The sequence below is a fragment of the Protofrankia sp. Cj3 genome (genome assembly GCF_917627355.1).
Lineage (GTDB): Bacteria > Actinomycetota > Actinomycetes > Frankiales > Frankiaceae > Protofrankia.
This window is the reverse complement of sequence record NZ_CAKJTR010000088.1, coordinates 1-15770: the sequence shown is the minus strand read 5'-3', so window position 1 is coordinate 15770 and position 15770 is coordinate 1. Positions and strand designations below refer to the sequence as shown.

General features: G+C 69.5%; 18 protein-coding genes. 8 read left to right on the top strand and 10 right to left on the bottom strand.

Annotation, left to right across the window (positions count from 1 at the left end; all coding sequences use genetic code 11):
- Positions 1–2: 2 nt before the first annotated feature.
- The 7 genes from MJ783_RS13545 to MJ783_RS13515 all read right to left on the bottom strand — a co-directional run bounded on the left by MJ783_RS13545 (position 3) and on the right by MJ783_RS13515 (position 6787).
- Entirely contained in the window at positions 3–533 is a 531-nt protein-coding gene (locus MJ783_RS13545; RefSeq protein WP_239310790.1) for a PGPGW domain-containing protein, read from the bottom strand.
- Positions 534–772: 239 nt separating this feature from the next.
- The gene (locus tag MJ783_RS13540; protein ID WP_239310789.1) at positions 773–1492 is read right to left on the bottom strand and encodes a response regulator; all 720 of its coding nucleotides are present in this window, start codon (positions 1490–1492) and stop codon (positions 773–775) included.
- A 234-nt stretch (positions 1493–1726) separates the two neighbouring features.
- Positions 1727–2614, bottom strand: a complete 888-nt coding sequence (locus tag MJ783_RS13535) for a potassium-transporting ATPase subunit C (protein WP_239310788.1) — start codon at positions 2612–2614, stop codon at positions 1727–1729.
- Between the two features lie 5 nt (positions 2615–2619).
- Positions 2620–4809, bottom strand: a complete 2190-nt coding sequence (gene kdpB / locus MJ783_RS13530; RefSeq protein ID WP_239310787.1) for a potassium-transporting ATPase subunit KdpB — start codon at positions 4807–4809, stop codon at positions 2620–2622.
- Positions 4809–6470 carry a potassium-transporting ATPase subunit KdpA gene (gene kdpA, locus MJ783_RS13525; RefSeq protein ID WP_239310786.1) on the bottom strand — a complete coding sequence of 554 codons (1662 nt, stop codon included), beginning with the start codon at positions 6468–6470 and terminating at the stop codon, positions 4809–4811. The genes kdpB and kdpA overlap by 1 nt, the downstream gene beginning before the upstream one ends.
- Positions 6471–6560, bottom strand: a complete 90-nt coding sequence (locus MJ783_RS13520; RefSeq protein ID WP_239310785.1) for a potassium-transporting ATPase subunit F — start codon at positions 6558–6560, stop codon at positions 6471–6473. It lies immediately after the preceding gene.
- Entirely contained in the window at positions 6557–6787 is a 231-nt protein-coding gene (locus tag MJ783_RS13515) for a hypothetical protein (RefSeq protein WP_239310784.1), read from the bottom strand. Before MJ783_RS13515 ends, MJ783_RS13520 begins: the two co-directional genes overlap by 4 nt.
- Before the next feature lie 258 nt (positions 6788–7045).
- Between MJ783_RS13515 and fabI the strand changes: the two genes are divergently transcribed.
- The 4 genes from fabI (at position 7046) to MJ783_RS13495 (ending at position 9201) form a co-directional block, all read left to right on the top strand.
- On the top strand, positions 7046–7819 hold the full coding sequence (gene fabI / locus MJ783_RS13510; protein ID WP_239310783.1) for an enoyl-ACP reductase FabI: 774 nt from the start codon (positions 7046–7048) through the stop codon (positions 7817–7819).
- A gap of 271 nt (positions 7820–8090) precedes the next feature.
- Positions 8091–8648: a Panacea domain-containing protein gene (locus tag MJ783_RS13505; protein WP_239310782.1), complete on the top strand. Its 558-nt coding sequence runs from the start codon at positions 8091–8093 to the stop codon at positions 8646–8648.
- The gene (locus MJ783_RS13500) at positions 8641–8937 is read left to right on the top strand and encodes a hypothetical protein (protein ID WP_239310781.1); all 297 of its coding nucleotides are present in this window, start codon (positions 8641–8643) and stop codon (positions 8935–8937) included. The genes MJ783_RS13505 and MJ783_RS13500 overlap by 8 nt, the downstream gene beginning before the upstream one ends.
- A gap of 114 nt (positions 8938–9051) precedes the next feature.
- Complete coding sequence (locus tag MJ783_RS13495) at positions 9052–9201, top strand: hypothetical protein (protein WP_239310780.1); 150 nt, start codon at positions 9052–9054, stop codon at positions 9199–9201.
- Between the two features lie 220 nt (positions 9202–9421).
- On the opposite strand, the gene MJ783_RS13490 is transcribed toward MJ783_RS13495, so the two are convergent.
- A complete protein-coding gene (locus MJ783_RS13490) occupies positions 9422–10180 on the bottom strand; it encodes an SDR family NAD(P)-dependent oxidoreductase (protein ID WP_239310779.1) in 759 nt (252 codons plus the stop codon).
- A gap of 145 nt (positions 10181–10325) precedes the next feature.
- Here MJ783_RS13490 and MJ783_RS13485 point away from each other — a divergent pair, with 145 nt between their 5' ends.
- Complete coding sequence (locus tag MJ783_RS13485; RefSeq protein WP_239310778.1) at positions 10326–11108, top strand: SDR family NAD(P)-dependent oxidoreductase; 783 nt, start codon at positions 10326–10328, stop codon at positions 11106–11108.
- Between the two features lie 120 nt (positions 11109–11228).
- On the opposite strand, the gene MJ783_RS13480 is transcribed toward MJ783_RS13485, so the two are convergent.
- A complete protein-coding gene (locus tag MJ783_RS13480) occupies positions 11229–11543 on the bottom strand; it encodes a DUF167 domain-containing protein (protein WP_239310777.1) in 315 nt (104 codons plus the stop codon).
- Between the two features lie 169 nt (positions 11544–11712).
- Here MJ783_RS13480 and fabG point away from each other — a divergent pair, with 169 nt between their 5' ends.
- The 3 genes from fabG (at position 11713) to MJ783_RS13465 (ending at position 14512) form a co-directional block, all read left to right on the top strand.
- Positions 11713–12429, top strand: coding sequence for a 3-oxoacyl-ACP reductase FabG (gene fabG, locus MJ783_RS13475; RefSeq protein ID WP_239310776.1), 717 nt, complete (start codon positions 11713–11715; stop codon positions 12427–12429).
- Positions 12430–12682: 253 nt separating this feature from the next.
- Positions 12683–13879, top strand: a complete 1197-nt coding sequence (locus MJ783_RS13470) for a ferrochelatase (RefSeq protein WP_370651620.1) — start codon at positions 12683–12685, stop codon at positions 13877–13879.
- Between the two features lie 108 nt (positions 13880–13987).
- On the top strand, positions 13988–14512 hold the full coding sequence (locus MJ783_RS13465; protein WP_239310775.1) for a DUF3090 domain-containing protein: 525 nt from the start codon (positions 13988–13990) through the stop codon (positions 14510–14512).
- 408 nt (positions 14513–14920) lie between these two features.
- Here MJ783_RS13465 and MJ783_RS13460 read toward each other — a convergent pair.
- The coding region (locus MJ783_RS13460) for an FAD-binding oxidoreductase (RefSeq protein ID WP_305039494.1) at positions 14921–15770 on the bottom strand (850 nt) is incomplete at its 5' end.

The following is a 15770-nucleotide window of genomic DNA, read 5'->3' as shown; positions in this document are numbered from 1 at the left end:
TCTCAGGCAGGCGGTGGCTCACCTGGTTGGGAACCTCCAGCGGTGGAGGGAGAGACGGCCGACGCCCGCTCGCGGCGTTGGTGTTCCTCCGCCCGGTCGAGCAGCTGCGCCGGGGTCAGCCGGCCGGCGTTGCGCGCCTGTCTGGCCTGCCACAGACTCACCAGCATCGTGGCGAGAATCACCAGGCCACCGAAAATGAGGCTGCCTCCCGTCCACGCGGAGGAGAAGGGCAGCCCTTTCACCGTGATCCACACGATACCGGCGGCAACCATGCCAAGCCCGAACACGATCGTGAAGGCGGCTGACCACATTGCCGCCGCGGCCTGGTCAGCAAGGTCGGCGGCCTTTTTCCGGGCCTTGTCGAACCGCCGGCGGGCCCATTCGTACTCCAGACTCAGGATGAAGAACCCCAGCGCGATGACGAGGAACCCCGGGCCGGGCAGGGCGAGCAGCGCGACGCCCACCCCGAGCACGCTCACCCCGGCCGTGGTCACCGCGATCCGGCGGACGAGGCGAACACCCCTGTTCAACACCGTGGCACCGCCTTCCCACGGATCGTGCCGGTATCAATAACGGTCGGCGTCCGGCGTCGGTCCGGGCACGTTCTCGCCACGGTACCCAGCCAGCGGCACCGGAAGACGCGGGGCTGGGCACGCACCTGGCCGCGTTGCCGTCGGTCGCCGCCCACCACCTCCGGTGGCTCCCTCCACCGCCTCGCGATGCACGCACCCCAGCCCCGCTCCTTGATCCACGCCCCTGTCGCCGGAGCCTCTTATGGCCGGAAGCGGCAGCCCATGCCCGGTTCGGTGAGCAGGTGGCGGGGGCGCGATGGGTCGGGCTCCAGCTTGCGCCGGAGCCGGGCCATGTATTCGCGCAGGTAATGGCTGTCTGGAGTGGATGGTCCCCACACCGTGGTGAGGAGCTGGCGTTGGCTGACCAGTTTGCCCGGGTGGCGTAGCAGGACCTCCAGCAGCGCCCACTCGGTCGGGGTGAGCCGGATGTCGCGGCCCGCCCCAGCCGGCACGGCCGGGCCGCGGGCGGCCCTCGCCGCGGGCACAGCACAGGTGACCGTATGGGCGGCGAGGTCGATCTGGCAGTTGCCGATGATGATCGGTTCCAGGTCCTCGCCGCCCGGCGTACGGCGTGACACCGCGCGCAGGCGTGCTAACAATTCGTCGATGTCGAATGGTTTGGTGACGTAGTCGTCGGCCCCGGCGTCGAGCGCCGCGACCTTGTCGCTGCTGCCGACCCGGCCTGACAGCACGATGATCGGGACCGTGCTCCAGCCGCGAACCCCGCGGATGATCTCAACGCCATCAAGGTCCGGCAGGCCCAGGTCGAGCAGGATGATGTCGGGCTGGTAAGAGCCCGCGCGGCGGAGCGCCTGCCGTCCGTCCTCGGCGGTCTGCACCTCGTAGCCGCGCGCATGCAGGTTGATGCGCAGGGCACGCACGAGCTGCGGCTCGTCGTCGACGACAAGGACCCGGCTCATGGCCGGCGCGCCGGATGCGCGGCCCCCGCGGCGGGGCTGGTGCTGGCCGGAGCCGCGCGCCCCTTGTCGGCAGCTCCGCCGACCGAACCATGACCGGGCATATCCGACTCCGTTCCTCGGCGCGGGCCGCTCATCCGCGCCAGCGGGCCAGGCGCGGATGAGCGGGTGCGCGGTTCCCCAGGCTGGCCCCTGTCACCTGGCCGCTGTCAGCTGGCGACTACTGTGCAGTCTGCTTCAGCGCAGCCGCTCCAGCGCCCTGTTCAGGTTGAGGACGTTGACGGTGGGCTCACCCAGGAAGCCCACCGCCCGGCCGTGGACGTGGTCGTCGACCAGCGCGCGGACAACGGCCGGATCGAGGCCACGGGCCCTCGCCACCCGGTTGACCTGCAGGCGGGCATAGGCGGGGGAGATATCGGGGTCAAGCCCACTGCCACTGGCGGTGACCGCGTCGGCAGGCACCGCCGGTGTGGCGGGTGCGTCGCCACGCACGACGACCAGCTTGCCGGCGGAGACATCGTCACCGAAGGTGTGGCACTCGACCTTCATCCCGGCGAAACTCGTGATGAACGGAGCAGCCGGGCACTCCTCGTTGACACTGACCACGCGGGTGACAGCGCCCTGGTAGCCGGGCTGGTCGTAGAACACCGACAGGACGGCCCCGACGCCGCCAGGCGTGCAGTTCGGCCGCGACCCGTCGACGCCCTCGAGCGTGCCGATCGCGGCGCTGCGGGCACAGACCTGGGTGAGCAGGCTCTGCTTGCCGGAATCGTCGGTCACGTTCGGGTCCGCCAGGGTGTCGACGATGCTTTCCGGGCCCAGGTTGCTCGCGCTGGTCGCGGTCGGGTCGTAGCCGCCGCCGGCCGCCGACGGCCGGCTCTGGAAGTACTTCGTGATCGGGTTGCCCTTGTCGTCGGTGAACGACTGGCCGATCAGGCTCGAGCCGGCCACGGTGCCCCTGGCATCGCGGACGAACGAGCCGTCGGCCTTGTCCTTCAGGCCGGGGAGCTGGGCGATGGCGAGAACCAGCAGCGGGTAGCCCAAGCCGAGCAGGATGGTGAAGACGAGTATCGCCCGTAGCGCGGCAAGGTGCTGGCGGATCCAGACAGGGACGCGAGAGAACATGACAGTCACCGGGCTCCGGGGATGAACTGGATGGCCAGATCGATGAGCTTGATGCCGATGAACGGAACGATCAGCCCGCCGAGACCATAGAGGCAGAGGTTACGGCGCAGCATCCGCGAGGCGCTCGCCGGCCGATAGCGCACCCCGCGCAGGGCGAGCGGGATCAGCGCGATGATGACCAGAGCGTTGAAGATGACCGCGGACAGGATCGCCGACTGCGGGCTGTGCAGCCGCATGATGTTGAGTGTGTCCAGGCCCGGGTACACCGCGGCGAATATCGCCGGGATGATCGCGAAGTACTTGGCGACGTCGTTGGCGATGGAGAACGTGGTCAACGCCCCGCGGGTGATGAGGAGCTGCTTGCCGATTTCGACGATCTCGATGAGCTTCGTCGGGTTGGAATCGAGGTCAACCATGTTGCCGGCTTCCTTCGCCGCCGACGTGCCGGAGTTCATGGCGACGCCGACGTCGGCCTGGGCCAGCGCGGGAGCGTCGTTGGTCCCGTCGCCGGTCATCGCGACCAGCTTGCCACCCTCCTGCTCCCGCCGGATCAGCGCGAGCTTGTCCTCGGGGGTCGCCTCGGCGAGGAAGTCGTCGACCCCGGCCTCCTCGGCGATGGAGCGGGCGGTCAGCGGGTTGTCACCGGTGATCATTACTGTCCGGATGCCCATCCGCCGCATCTCGTCGAACCGCTCCCGCATGCCCTGCTTGACGATGTCGCGCAGGGCGACGATGCCGAGGACCCGAGCAGCCCCGTCCGTGGCCTCGGCGACCAGCAGCGGGGTGCCGCCGGAGGCGGAGATGCCGTCCACCAGCTCACCGGCGTCCGGCGGGATCGTCCCGCCGCGTTCGGTGACCCAGGCCATGACGGAGCTGGCCGCGCCCTTGCGGACCTCGCTCGCCGGCTGGCCCCCGGCGCTGCCGCCGAGGTCCACCCCCGACATCCGGGTCTGCGCGGTGAACGCGACGAACCGTGCGTGGGTCAACTCGCCGGGGGCGCGTTCCCGCAGGCCGTAGGTGTTCTTGGCGTAGATGACGATGGAGCGGCCCTCGGGCGTCTCGTCGGCCAGCGAGGACAGCTGCGCGGCCCTGGCCAGCTCGTGCTCATCGGTGCCGCCGACCGGGAGGAACTCGCGTGCCTCCCGGTTGCCGATTGTGATCGTCCCGGTTTTGTCCAGCAGCAGGGTGTTGACATCACCGGCGGCTTCCACGGCCCGGCCGCTCATCGCCAGCACGTTGCGTTGCACCAGCCGGTCCATGCCGGCGATGCCGATCGCCGACAGCAGCGCACCGATCGTGGTGGGGATCAGGCAGACCAGCAGCGACACCAGCACGATGCCGGTCACCCCGTTGCCGCCCAGCGCCGAGGTGTCGGGGATACCGGGCTGCTGTGCTTTCGAGAAGATCGCCAGCGGCTGCAGTGTCGCGACCGCGAGCACGAAGACGATCGTCAACGAGGCCAGCAGGATGTTCAGCGCGATCTCGTTCGGGGTCTTCTGCCGGTTCGCGCCTTCCACCAGCGCGATCATCCGGTCGATGAAGCTCTCTCCCGGCTTCTGGGTGATCTCCACGACGATGCGGTCGGACAGCACCCGGGTGCCGCCGGTCACCGACGAGCGGTCGCCGCCCGCCTCGCGGATCACCGGCGCGGACTCGCCGGTGATCGCCGACTCGTCCACGCTGGCGATGCCCTCGACGACGTCTCCGTCACCGGGGATGAACTCGCCCGCTTCGACGACGACCCGGTCACCTTGGCGTAGCCGCGGTGCGGGCACCTGTTCCTCGCCGCCCGCGGGCGTCAGGCGCCGGGCGAGGGTGTCGGTCTTCGTCCGCCGCAACGCTTCGGCCTGTGCCTTCCCGCGGCCTTCGGCGACCGCCTCGGCGAGGTTGGCGAACAGCGTGGTCAGCCACAACCAGATGACGATCAGCCAGGCGAACGCCGTCTCGTCGCGGATCGCGAGCACAGTGGTGAAGACCGCGCCGATCTCGACGATGAACATGACCGGGTTGCGGTAGAGCGTCGCCGGATTCAGCTTGCGCAGCGCGCCCGGGGCGGAACGCCACAGCTGTCTCGGGTCGAGCAGCCCGCCCCGCACCTGGCGCGGTGGCCCCGGCTGCCCCGGCTGGGCTGGGTGCGCCGGGTGGGCTGGGATGTCAGGCGGTGACACGGGCGCTCCGATCGCAGTGGTGGACATCAGTGCAGGCCCTCCGCGAGAGGCCCGAGCGCGAGCGCCGGGAAGTAGGTGAGCGCGACGACGATGACGGCGACGCCGGCGAGCATCCCGGCGAACTGCGGCCGTTGGGTCGGCAAGGTTCCGGCCGAGATCGGCACCGGCTGCTGGCGGGCCAGCGACCCGGCCAGGCCGAGAACGAACACCATCGGCAGGAACCGCCCGGCGAGCATCGCGATGCCCAGCGCCGTGTTGTACCAGTTGGTGTTCACGGTGATGCCGGCGAAGGCGGAGCCGTTGTTGTTCGCCGCTGAGGTGAAAGCGTAAAGGACCTCGGAAAGGCCGTGCGCGCCCGCGTTGAGCATCCCGGCCCGCTCACCGGGCCGGGCCATCGCGGCCGCCGTGCCGATCAGCGCGACCGCCGGTGTGGTGAGGATGTAGAGGGAGGCGAACTTGATCTCCCGGCTGCCGATTTTCTTCCCGAGGTACTCAGGCGTCCGTCCGATCATCAGCCCGGCGACGAACACCGTGATCACGGCCAGGATGAGCATGCCGTACAGCCCCGACCCGGTGCCACCCGGAGCGATCTCCCCGAGCATCATGTTCACTAGGAGTGTCGCCCCGCCGAGGCTCGTGTAGGAGTCGTGGAACGAGTCGACCGCCCCAGTGGAGGTCATCGTCGTGCTACTGGCGAATGCGGCCGAGTCGGGTATCCCGAACCGGGTTTCGGTGCCCTCCGCCGCCGCGCCGACCGCGCCCGGCACGGTGCCGTGGTGGGCCATCTGGAAGCCCGCGTTCACCGCGAAGCTCGCGATCAGCAGGCTGGCCATCACCGCTACGATCGCGAGCCCCTGGCGGGTGTTGCCGACCAGCCGGCCGAACGTCCGCGGCAGCGAGAAGCCGATGAGCAGCAGCAGATAGATCTGGAGCCAGTTCGTCCAGCTCGTTGGGTTCTCGAACGGGTGCGCGGAGTTGACGTTGTAGAAACCGCCGCCGTTGGTGCCGAACTCCTTGATGGCCTCCTGGCTGGCCACCGGGCCGCCGGTCACCCTCTGCGTGCCGCCGGCCAGCGTGGTGACGGCGCGGCTGCCGTGCAGGTTCTGGATCACGCCGCCGGCGATCAGCACGACCGCGGCCACGACGGCGACCGGCAGCAGGATGCGCAGGCAGGTCCGGGTCAGGTCGACCCAGAAGTTGCCGACCTGGTCGGTCCGTTTGCGGGTGAGGCCGCGGACCAGCGCGATCGCGACCGACATGCCGACCGCGGCCGAGACGAAGTTCTGTACGGCGAGACCGGCCATCTGCGCGAGATGGCCGAGCGTCGACTCACCGGAGTACGACTGCCAGTTCGTGTTGGTGACGAAACTCACCGCCGTGTTGAACGCCTGGCCCGGTTCCATCCCCGCGAAACCGAGGCTGAGCGGCAGCCGATGCTGCAGCCGCAGGAGGGCGTAGAGGAACAGCACGCCGACGACGGAGAACGCCAGCACGCTGCGCAGGTAGGTGCTCCAGCGCTGGTCGGCCTCGGGATCCACCCCCACCAGCCGGTACACGCCGCGTTCCACCCGCAGGTGCCGGGTGCCCGTGTAGACGCGGTACATGTAGTCGCCGAACGGCCCGTAGGACAGAGCAAGGGCGCCAACGAGCACGACGACGAAGACGAGCCCCGCGGTCGTCGTGTTCATCTAGAACCTCTCCGGGAACAGGATGGCGACCACCAGGAAGACCGTGGTCGCGGCGGCGAGGACCAAGCCGACGATGTTTTCCGCGTTCACAGCTTTTCCGCTCCCTTCGCGGTCAGCGCGAGCAGCGCGAAGACCACGATGGTGATAAGCACGAACAGAACGTCACGCATGGGCGCTCCTGGCCTTCGAGTCGGTCGGGCAGGGGATGTCCGGTGGCCGGCCGCCACCGGGCTCGTCACACGGGCAGCGGCGGAAGGCCAGCCGGATGCCGTCCGCCCGCAGGCGCGGACCTGCCAGCCCCGCGGCGCACCGGACACCGCACACTCCTTCAGCTCACGGCAGCCGCCCTGGTCTGCCGTCGGTCATGCTGGACCAGGCGGGCGGCACATGCGGCCGGCGTTGACGCCCTGTGTACGGTCATCCGGAAAATTCCTACGCCGTGTTGACGCCGGCCAGCGTCATCGAAGCGATCATGCTGTGGGCGCTCGGTCGTGCGGGATCCACGGCTGGCGGCGGGTGAATTTGTCGGTGCGGCGTCTCGCCAGGCACTGGTGATGTTTGACAGGATGCCGCCTGTGAGTGGACTCCTTGTAGGTAAGCGCATCCTTGTCACCGGCGTCTTGACCGATGCGTCCATCGCGTTCGGGGTCGCCCGGATCGCCCAGGAACAGGGCGCGACGGTGGTGCTGACAGGCTTCGGCCGCGGGCTGTCGCTGACCCGGCGGATCGCCAGGCGGCTGCCTGCCGAGGCTCCCGTCATCGAGCTGGACGTGACCGACGAAGGGCACCTGAGCGCGTTGTCCGACCGGGTGCTTGAGCACACCGACGGGCTGGACGGCGTACTGCACGCGATCGGCTTCGCACCCGAATCCGTGCTGGGCGGGAAGCCGTTCGTGGAGGCCCCCTGGGCCGAGGTCGCCACCGCGGTACAGGTTTCGACCTGGTCGCTGGCTGCCCTGTGCCGGGCAGCCCTGCCGCTGTTCAGCGAGCGGGTGTCGGTCGTCGGGCTCGACTTCGACGCGGCGGTGGCCTGGCCGTCCTATGACTGGATGGGGGTGGCCAAGGCCGGTCTGGAGTCCGCCACCCGCTATCTCGCTCGTGATCTTGGACCTCGCGGGGTGCGGGTCAACCTGGTCGCGGCGGGGCCGCTGCGCACGATGGCCGCCAAGAGCATCCCCGGGTTCGAGCGGTTCGAGAGCGTCTGGGACGAGCGTGCGCCACTGGGCTGGAACATCCACGACACCGGCCCCACAGCGCAAGCCTGCGTGGCGCTGCTGTCGGACTGGTTCCCCGCCACCACCGGGGAGATCATTCATGTGGACGGCGGTGTGCACGCGATCGGCACCTAGCCGAACAAGAGCGACCGAGGATAGGACTGTCCGGCTCGCGGCTCCCCGCATCCCGCCCGGCCGCGTTGTCGTCAGCCGGCGCCCAGCAGCAGGGCGCCTTCCTCTGCCCGCGAGCTCCAGGTGATCCGGCTGGAGCGGGACCTCGCCGAGCATTAACGCCCATCCGGCCTACAGGGTGGTGTGGCTGGCGGCCGTAGGGTCCTCATCGCTCCCAGGAGGGATTGAAACTACAGTAGCCAGAGACATCCTTGACGACCGATCAGGAGGCGCCATGCCGATCCCGGCACGCGACGTGGCAGCCATCCTCCGTGCCCGGCTTCCCGGCCTGGGCGCGAAGAAGCTGCACAAGCTGCTCTACTACTGCCAGGGCCACCATCTCGCGGCCTTCGACGAACCGCTGTTCAGCGAGGCGATCTCAGCGTGGGACATGGGCCCCGTGGTGGCTGAGCTGTGGCGGGACGAGAAATACGGGACGGCCCGGCCGCCCGGCCGCGTCGACGCCGGCGGCGAGGCCGAACTGAACACCATCGGGTACGTGCTCAGCCGGTACGGCGCGCTGACGGGCCACGACCTCGAGATCCTCAGCCACGGCGAGCTCCCCTGGTACACGGCGAACCAGGGTCGGCGCCCCGGTGACTCGGCGCCGATTACCGTGCAGTCCATGCGGGAGTACTTCGCGACCGCCGGCGCACCGGCCACCGCCGAGGACGAACCCGTCCTGGACTCCGCGGCGGTCGCTGGCTGGCTGGCCGGCGCGGCCGAGCGGCGCGGCCCGGGCCGGCCCGATGACCTGAACGAGCTACATGCCCGGCTGGGACAGAGTGGCTGACACCACACCCTGGCAGCTGGTCGGCTTCCTGGAGCGGTTCGACCTGTGGGCCGATCAGGAGAAGCCGGCTGACGAGCTACGCCAGCTCGTATTGGCCTGGATCTTCACCCGTATCGATGATCCGTATCAGGGTGTCCGCCGGGAGCCGGGCTTCCCGAACCTGTGGTTCGGTCCGGTACCGAGCTCTGAGCATGGCGAGTGGTCGGTAGTCTGCTGCTCCTACTGGATCGAGGAGCGAGATCATGTGGTGCGCTGCGACAGCTTCGCTACGCTGAACCGGCCTGTCTGATCCTGGGAATGGAACCCAGGTGCCTCCGGGGCTGTAAGAACAACGGGCTGTAAGAACAACGGTGTAACTCCCATATCGCGCTCTGTGTATAGACGCAGGTAGGGGAGGCACCAGATGACCAGCATGGCGACACATCCAGCAGCGGAGACCATCGCGGGCGAACGAGCGGTCGCCGGTACCGAGAGCGGCGCTGCGATCCTCGACGAGGAACTGGAACTCACTCGGCGTCTGGTCGAGCAGGCAAGGGCCGAGGGGTGTCGCTGACCGGGCCGGGCGGGATGCTCAGGAAGTTGACGAAGCTGCTCCTCGAGACCGCGTTCGATGCCGAGATGACCACCCATCTCGGCTATGAGGCCCACGACCCGGGTCTGTCTGGTGGACGGTGGTCGATGCGGGCGGTGATCCAGAAGGCGGTCCGCGCGGCTGCGGCTCGTGGCGGCACGCCGGTGGCCGGTGTGCCGCCTGTCGAGACGAGCCGGCGGCGTCAGCGCAGGAACGCCTGGCCACCGTCAAGAGCGATGGTCGTGCCGGTTATGTAACCGGCCGCGTCGCTGCACAGGAAGGCCACGACGCCTCCGATGTCGCGCAGCGGGTCGCCGAGCCGGCCCAGCGGGATGGCGCTGAGGCTGCGGGCGTACTCCGCGGGCTGGGCCTGCGCCCACGCTTCCGCGGCCGGGCTGGTGGACGCGGGCAGTACCGTGAGCACCCGGATCCCGTCCTTGCCCCACTCCGCCGCCGCCACCCGGCTGAGCGTGTGGGTCGCGGCTTTGACCGAGGCGTAGACACCCCGGCCGACCGGCATCGGGTTCACCGCCGTCGAGCTGCCCAGGTTGATCACGACGCCGCCGTTGCGCAGGTACCGGTGAGATGCGCGCATCAACCGGAAGGTGGCGAGGGTGCCCGATTCCCAGCAGGCCTGGAGAGCGGGCTCGTCGATGTCAAGGAGCGCGCCGAGCGCGGTCTGCTGGGCATTGTTGACGAGGATGTTCAGGCCGCCGAGGCTGTCGACCGCCGTGGTCACGCTCCGGGCGATGTCCTCGGGGCGGGTCACGTCGGCGGGTATCGTCACCGCCTCGCCGCCGACCTCACGGATTTCCTTCGCGACGTCGAGCAGTTTTGACTCGGTCCGCCCGACAAGGGCGACAGCGGCGCCCTGTGCGGCGACCGCGAGAGCGATGCCCCGGCCGACCCCCTGCCCGGCGCCGGTGATCAGCGCCTTGCGCCCGACAAGCATCCCCGTCATCACCGGTCTCCGTCCGTCCGCATGGATTTCATTAGAGTTAATTTATCTGGCTACTTGATGGGATGTCGATTGTCTGGCGCGCCAGGTCCCGTCGTTGGCGACGGGCGGGCGGGCTGGTGCAGGGAATGGGAGAGGGCTGATTACAATGATCAACTGTCTTGACGGCCGTACGGCGATCGTCACCGGCGGTGGTTCGGGGATCGGGCGGGCAACCGCACGCCTGTTCGCGGCCCGGGGCGCCCACGTCGTGGTAAACGACCTTGATCATGGTCGGGCGAAGGAGACGGTCGCGCGGGTCCATGCCGACGGCGGTAGCGCCGAGCAGTATCCCGGCGACGTCACCCAGCCGGACTTTGTCGACAGCCTCGTCAACGATGTCGTGGCCAGCCGGGGACGGCTCGACGTCATGCACAGCAACGCCGGTGCCGGGCTTGCGCAGGGCCCGCTGGCGTCCATCGACGACGCCCGATGGCGCGCGGAGATCGCACTCAACCTTGATGCCAATTTCTACTGCGTCCGTTCGGCGCTGCGGGTCATGGCGGCGGCCGGGCGTGGTTCGATCATTGTCACCGCCTCCGGCGCGGGCATGGGCGCGGTGCCGGGGACAGGCCCCTACGGGACGGCCAAGGCCGGCGTCGTACAGCTGGTGCGTTCCGCCGCGGTCGAGTACGGCTCCAGCGGGGTTCGGGTGAACGCCGTCGTGCCCGGCGCCGTCGCGAGCCCGCGGTTCACCGACCGGATCGGTGGAGACGACCGGCTCGCCCGCTACGAACGGCAGATCCCCCTCGGCCGGCTGGCGACCGCGGAGGAGATCGCCGAAGCCGTGTTGTGGCTGGCATCGGATGCGTCGGCGTATGTGACGGGTGTGGCGCTGCCGCTCGACGGTGGGACGAGCGCGAAGCTCGCGCTGCCGTATCTGGGCGACTGACCTGCCGGAGGCGTTACCCGGCTCGACCTCGGGCCCGGCCCCGGCCCCGGCTCGGTGCTCGGCAGCCGCCGGCCCGAGGGCGGGCCCGAGGTCGAGGCCGAGGCCGTCGGGGGTGTCGACTCACGTTGGCGGCCGGGCGGGGCCGACAGCGAGCTCGGCGAGCCGGTCGTGTAGCTCGGGCTCGGGCCGCCCGCCGATGTCGACGGTCTTCATACGGCTTGTCATCCCCTTTACCAGCACGACTTCGCCGCGGCGGACGCCAAAGGCGGTGGCGAGCGCCGCGAGCGCCGCCGCGGTCGCCCGGCCGTCCACAGCGGGGGCGGTGACGCGCACGACGAGCGCGCTGTCGCTGGACCGGCCGTCGGTCGCGCCATGGTGGAAGCCGCCGACCGAGGTCCGGGCCGATCCGGGGTGGACTCTGATCGTCAGGCGCATGGCCGCATCGTCTCGCGCATCGTCCACGCGAATACGGCCACCGGCCAGGGCGCGGATCGGGCTGGCGGCGGCCGGGAAACAGCCGGCGGCAGCCACCGCCGCGGGAGCTCGGTGTGTTGGCAACGGTGAAGAGCACTGGGCGCGCCGTTTGGCGGTTACCATCCGAACTATGGCGGAGGCTCAAGGGCGTGTGGCGCTTGTAACCGGGGGTAACCGAGGCATTGGTGCCGCATGCGCGGCCGCGTTGGCCGCGACCGGTGACCGGGTGGTCGTGGCCAGCCGCGGGGGAGACGCCCCGCAGGGGATGTACGGCGTTCGGCTCGATGTCACCAGCGCGGAGACGGTCGACAAGGCCTTCGCCGAGGTCGAAGCTGAGCTGGGGCCGGTGGAGGTGCTGGTGTCCAACGCCGGGATCACCCGCGACACGCTTCTGCTGACCATGAGTGAGGACGTCTTCCAGGACGTCATCGACACCAACCTGCTCGGCGCGTACCGCGTGGCCAAGCGGGCGGCTCGGCCGATGCTGCGGATGCGGCGCGGCCGTCTGATCTTCATTTCGTCGGTGGTCGCGACGGTGGGTGCTGCCGGGCAGGCGAACTATGCCGCGTCCAAGGCCGGGCTGATCGGATTGTCCCGTTCGCTTGCCCGCGAGCTCGCGCCGCGCGGTATCACCTCGAACGTGGTGGCTCCCGGCCCGATCCGCACCGACATGACCGACGCACTCACCGACGCCCAACGCGATAATATGGTCGCTCATGTGCCGGCCCGGAGCATGGGCGAACCGGAGGATGTCGCGGCGCTCGTGGCGTTCCTGGCCTCGCCGCAGGCCTCCTACATCACCGGGGCGCTGATCCCGGTTGACGGTGGGCTGGGCATGGGGCATTAGAACTTTTTCGGAGCCTTTATCCGGGTGATCCGCACCCAGCTGGCCCCTGGCTGCGTTGCCGGCCGAACCGCGATACAGCTCATCTGGAACCACACCCGGCCGGGCGGGCTGCCCGGGAGGGTCGTCAGGGCGTTCGGGTGGCTGGCGGCGTCAGCCATGCCCGCTGGCCGGCGTACCTGATGAAATGCTGAAAGCGGGGTCGCACAGCAGGCCCGGGATGCGGTGCGCACCGTGCGCGGGGGACGATCGAGGCGTGTCGGGCGACAGCGGGATCACAGGTGTTCGTATCGGAAGCGGCCCAGGGCCGGTCGATCCGGTCGGGATCGACGCGTTGCTCCTGGTCTCCTTCGGCGGGCCGGAGGCGCCCGAGGACGTCATGCCGTTCCTGCGCAACGTCACCCGTGGGCGCGGTGTCCCCGATGACCGGCTGGCCGAGGTCGCCGAGCACTACCGGCGGTTCGGCGGCCGCAGCCCGATCAACGACCAGAACCGGGCACTGCTTGCCGCGCTGGAAGCTGAGCTCGCACCGTTGCCCGTGTACTGGGGCAATCGCAACTGGTCGCCGTTTCTCGGTGACGCTCTTGAGCGGATGCGCCGTGACGGCGTCGGGCGGGCGGCCTGCTTCGTCACGTCTGTCTTCGCCTCCTACTCCGGCTGTCGCCAGTACCGCGAAAATCTCGCCGACGCTCGGGCCGCGGCCGGCCCGGCCGCCCCAGAACTGATCAAGCTGAGGCACTACTTTGATCATCCCGGCTTCGTTCTGCCCATGGTCGACCATGTCGTTGACGCGCTTGGGACGATTCCCGAGCCGGCGCGGGAGAGCACACGGCTGCTCTTCGTCGCCCACTCGATCCCCGTCGCGCAGTCGGTGGCCAGCGGCCCGGACGGTGACGCGTACCCTCGGCAGTTCGCGGCGGCGGCCACCGCGGTCGCCGACCGGGTGGCTGCCCGGACCGGCCACCGTTATCGTCACGATCTCGCCTATGTCAGCCGCAGCGGGCCGCCGGGCGTCCCCTGGCTCACCCCGGACATCGGCGACCAGCTGGCCGCGCTCGGCGCCGCTGATACCATCACTGCGGTTGTGGTGGTACCGATCGGTTTTGTCAGTGACCACATGGAGGTCGTTTACGATCTTGATGTGGAGGCGGCCGCGCGGGCCAGGGCCGCGGGTCTGGTATTCCGCCGGGCGGCAACGGTGGGGATCGACCGGCGGTTCGTCGTCATGGTCCGGGAGCTGCTGGACGAGCGTAGGTATGGGGACGGCCCACGGCTAGCGGTCAGCGAGCTGGGGCCAAGCCACGATGTGTGTCCGCTGCGGTGCTGCGCCGACCGGACGTGTCGACCGGCTGCGGCCGGTACGCCGGCGGATGAAGAGCCTACCCGCCATACCACTACCAGATTCGATATCGCTAACGTTGCCGGGGACGAATCCCGGCGGACGCGACGTTGACTGATCTAGCGATCGAGAAGTGCACAGTCATGATGTTGTTCGCGCGCTCGCGGGCACCGAGGGCGTCGAGAAAGGCCAGCGTGGCCAAGGGCATCAGGGAGGGATGAGGTGTACCAGCAGCAGCGGCACGTGTTCGACTCGCCAGACCGTTTCGTGGTCGGAACCGTCGGCCAGCCCGGCGAACGTGACTTCTACCTTCAAGCCAGCTCGCGTGGACATGTCGTCACTGTCGGCCTGGAGAAGATCGAGGTCAATGCGCTCACTGAAGGGCTGACGACGTTGCTCGGCCAGCTTAGCCGCACCGGGGGAGTGCGGGTACCCGAGGCCCGGGAGGTCTTCGTCGATCTCGCGCCGCTGGACGCCCCCTTCGAGGAGGACTTCCACCTCGGCCAGCTCACCGTGTCATGGGACGGCAAGCGGGTGCTGGTCGAAGCCGCGGGCAGAGCTCGCGGTGAGGCAGGCGCCGCCGCCGACGACACCTCGCTCGACACCCTCCAGGTATCCCTCTCCCTTGACCAGACCAAGGCTTTCGTGGAACGGGCCCGCAGCATCGTCGCGGCTGGTAGGCCCCCGTGCGTGCTGTGCGGACGCCCGGACGGGCCGACCGGGCACTTCTGCCCCCGTCTCAACTGATCGTCCTTTGGCCCTTGCCCTTTGGCCCAGCTCGACGACCACCGGTGGATGACGCGTTTGTTTGTGTGGCTCGTGGCATATGTTGATTGATGCGAGCCGTCATATTTCGCTGGCAAGATCGGCGTGTGTTTGTCGTTGGGTACGTTTAGAGCGCCCGGCAATAGGGACGCGGCGTCGCGGGGCTGGGGCACGCACCTCGCTGTGTTGTCGTCGGTCACCACCCAATACCAGGGTGGCTCCCTCCGCCGCCTTGCGATGTACGTGCCCCAGCCCCGCTCCTTGATCCACGCCCCTATTGCCGGGCGCTCTTATGCGGCTGAAAACCGTACATAACAACAAGCACGTCGAGATCATGGATCGTGTGGTGGTTACGGATAGGATCCGTGCGCTCTCCTGGGGTGCGGTGGTCTACGCGGGGGGCGGGGGCGTGGGCACGGGCGAGCCCGGCGTGAGCGCGATGCCGTAGGGCGGGACGAGGACACCGGGGTTGAGCAGGCAGGCCGGATCCAAGGCGTGTTTCACGGCGGCGATCACGGCAAGCTCGGCGGGGGAGCGGGACAGGCCTGCCCAGGCCATTTTGGCGCGTCCCACGCCGTGTTCGGCGCCGATGCCGCCGCCGTCGGCCGCGACCCGGGTGAGGATCGCGTCGGTGAGCCTCTCGCGCCCGCGGCTGTCGTCGCGGTCGAGGCCGGTCACGTTGACGTGCAGGTTCGCCTCGGCGAGGTGCCCCCACAGGTGGAGGCGGGCCGGCCGCGCCACGGTTGGCACCAGCTCGCGCAGGTCGTCGATAAAGGCGGTGATGCGGGTGAGGGGGACCGCGACATCCAGTTTGACGGGGACGCCGAGGGCGTTAACCGCCGCGGTGTGGCCCTCCCGGTAGGCCCACAGCCGCGCCTGCTCGGTGGGGGTGGCCGCGACGGCGACGTCGAGGACGCCGGTGGCGGTCTCGACCACGGCGGCGAGCTCGTCGCTGGGATCGGTGCGCCCGGCGCACTCCACCAGCAGGTAGGGAGTGTTGTGCGCCCGGGACGGCCGGGACCGGTCGGCGGGACGGTCGGGAAAGGGCGGCGGCAGGCCCTGGTGGCCGCGCACCAGATCGATGCCGTCGTCGAACATCAGCTCGACGGCGTCCAGAGAACCGACCGCGGCCCGCAGCCGGGCGAGGAGCTCGACCGCGCTGGTGACGTCGGCCAGGGCGATCAGCGCGGTGGTCCGCGCGCTGGGCAGCCCGACCAGTCGCAGCTGCACCCTGGTGATG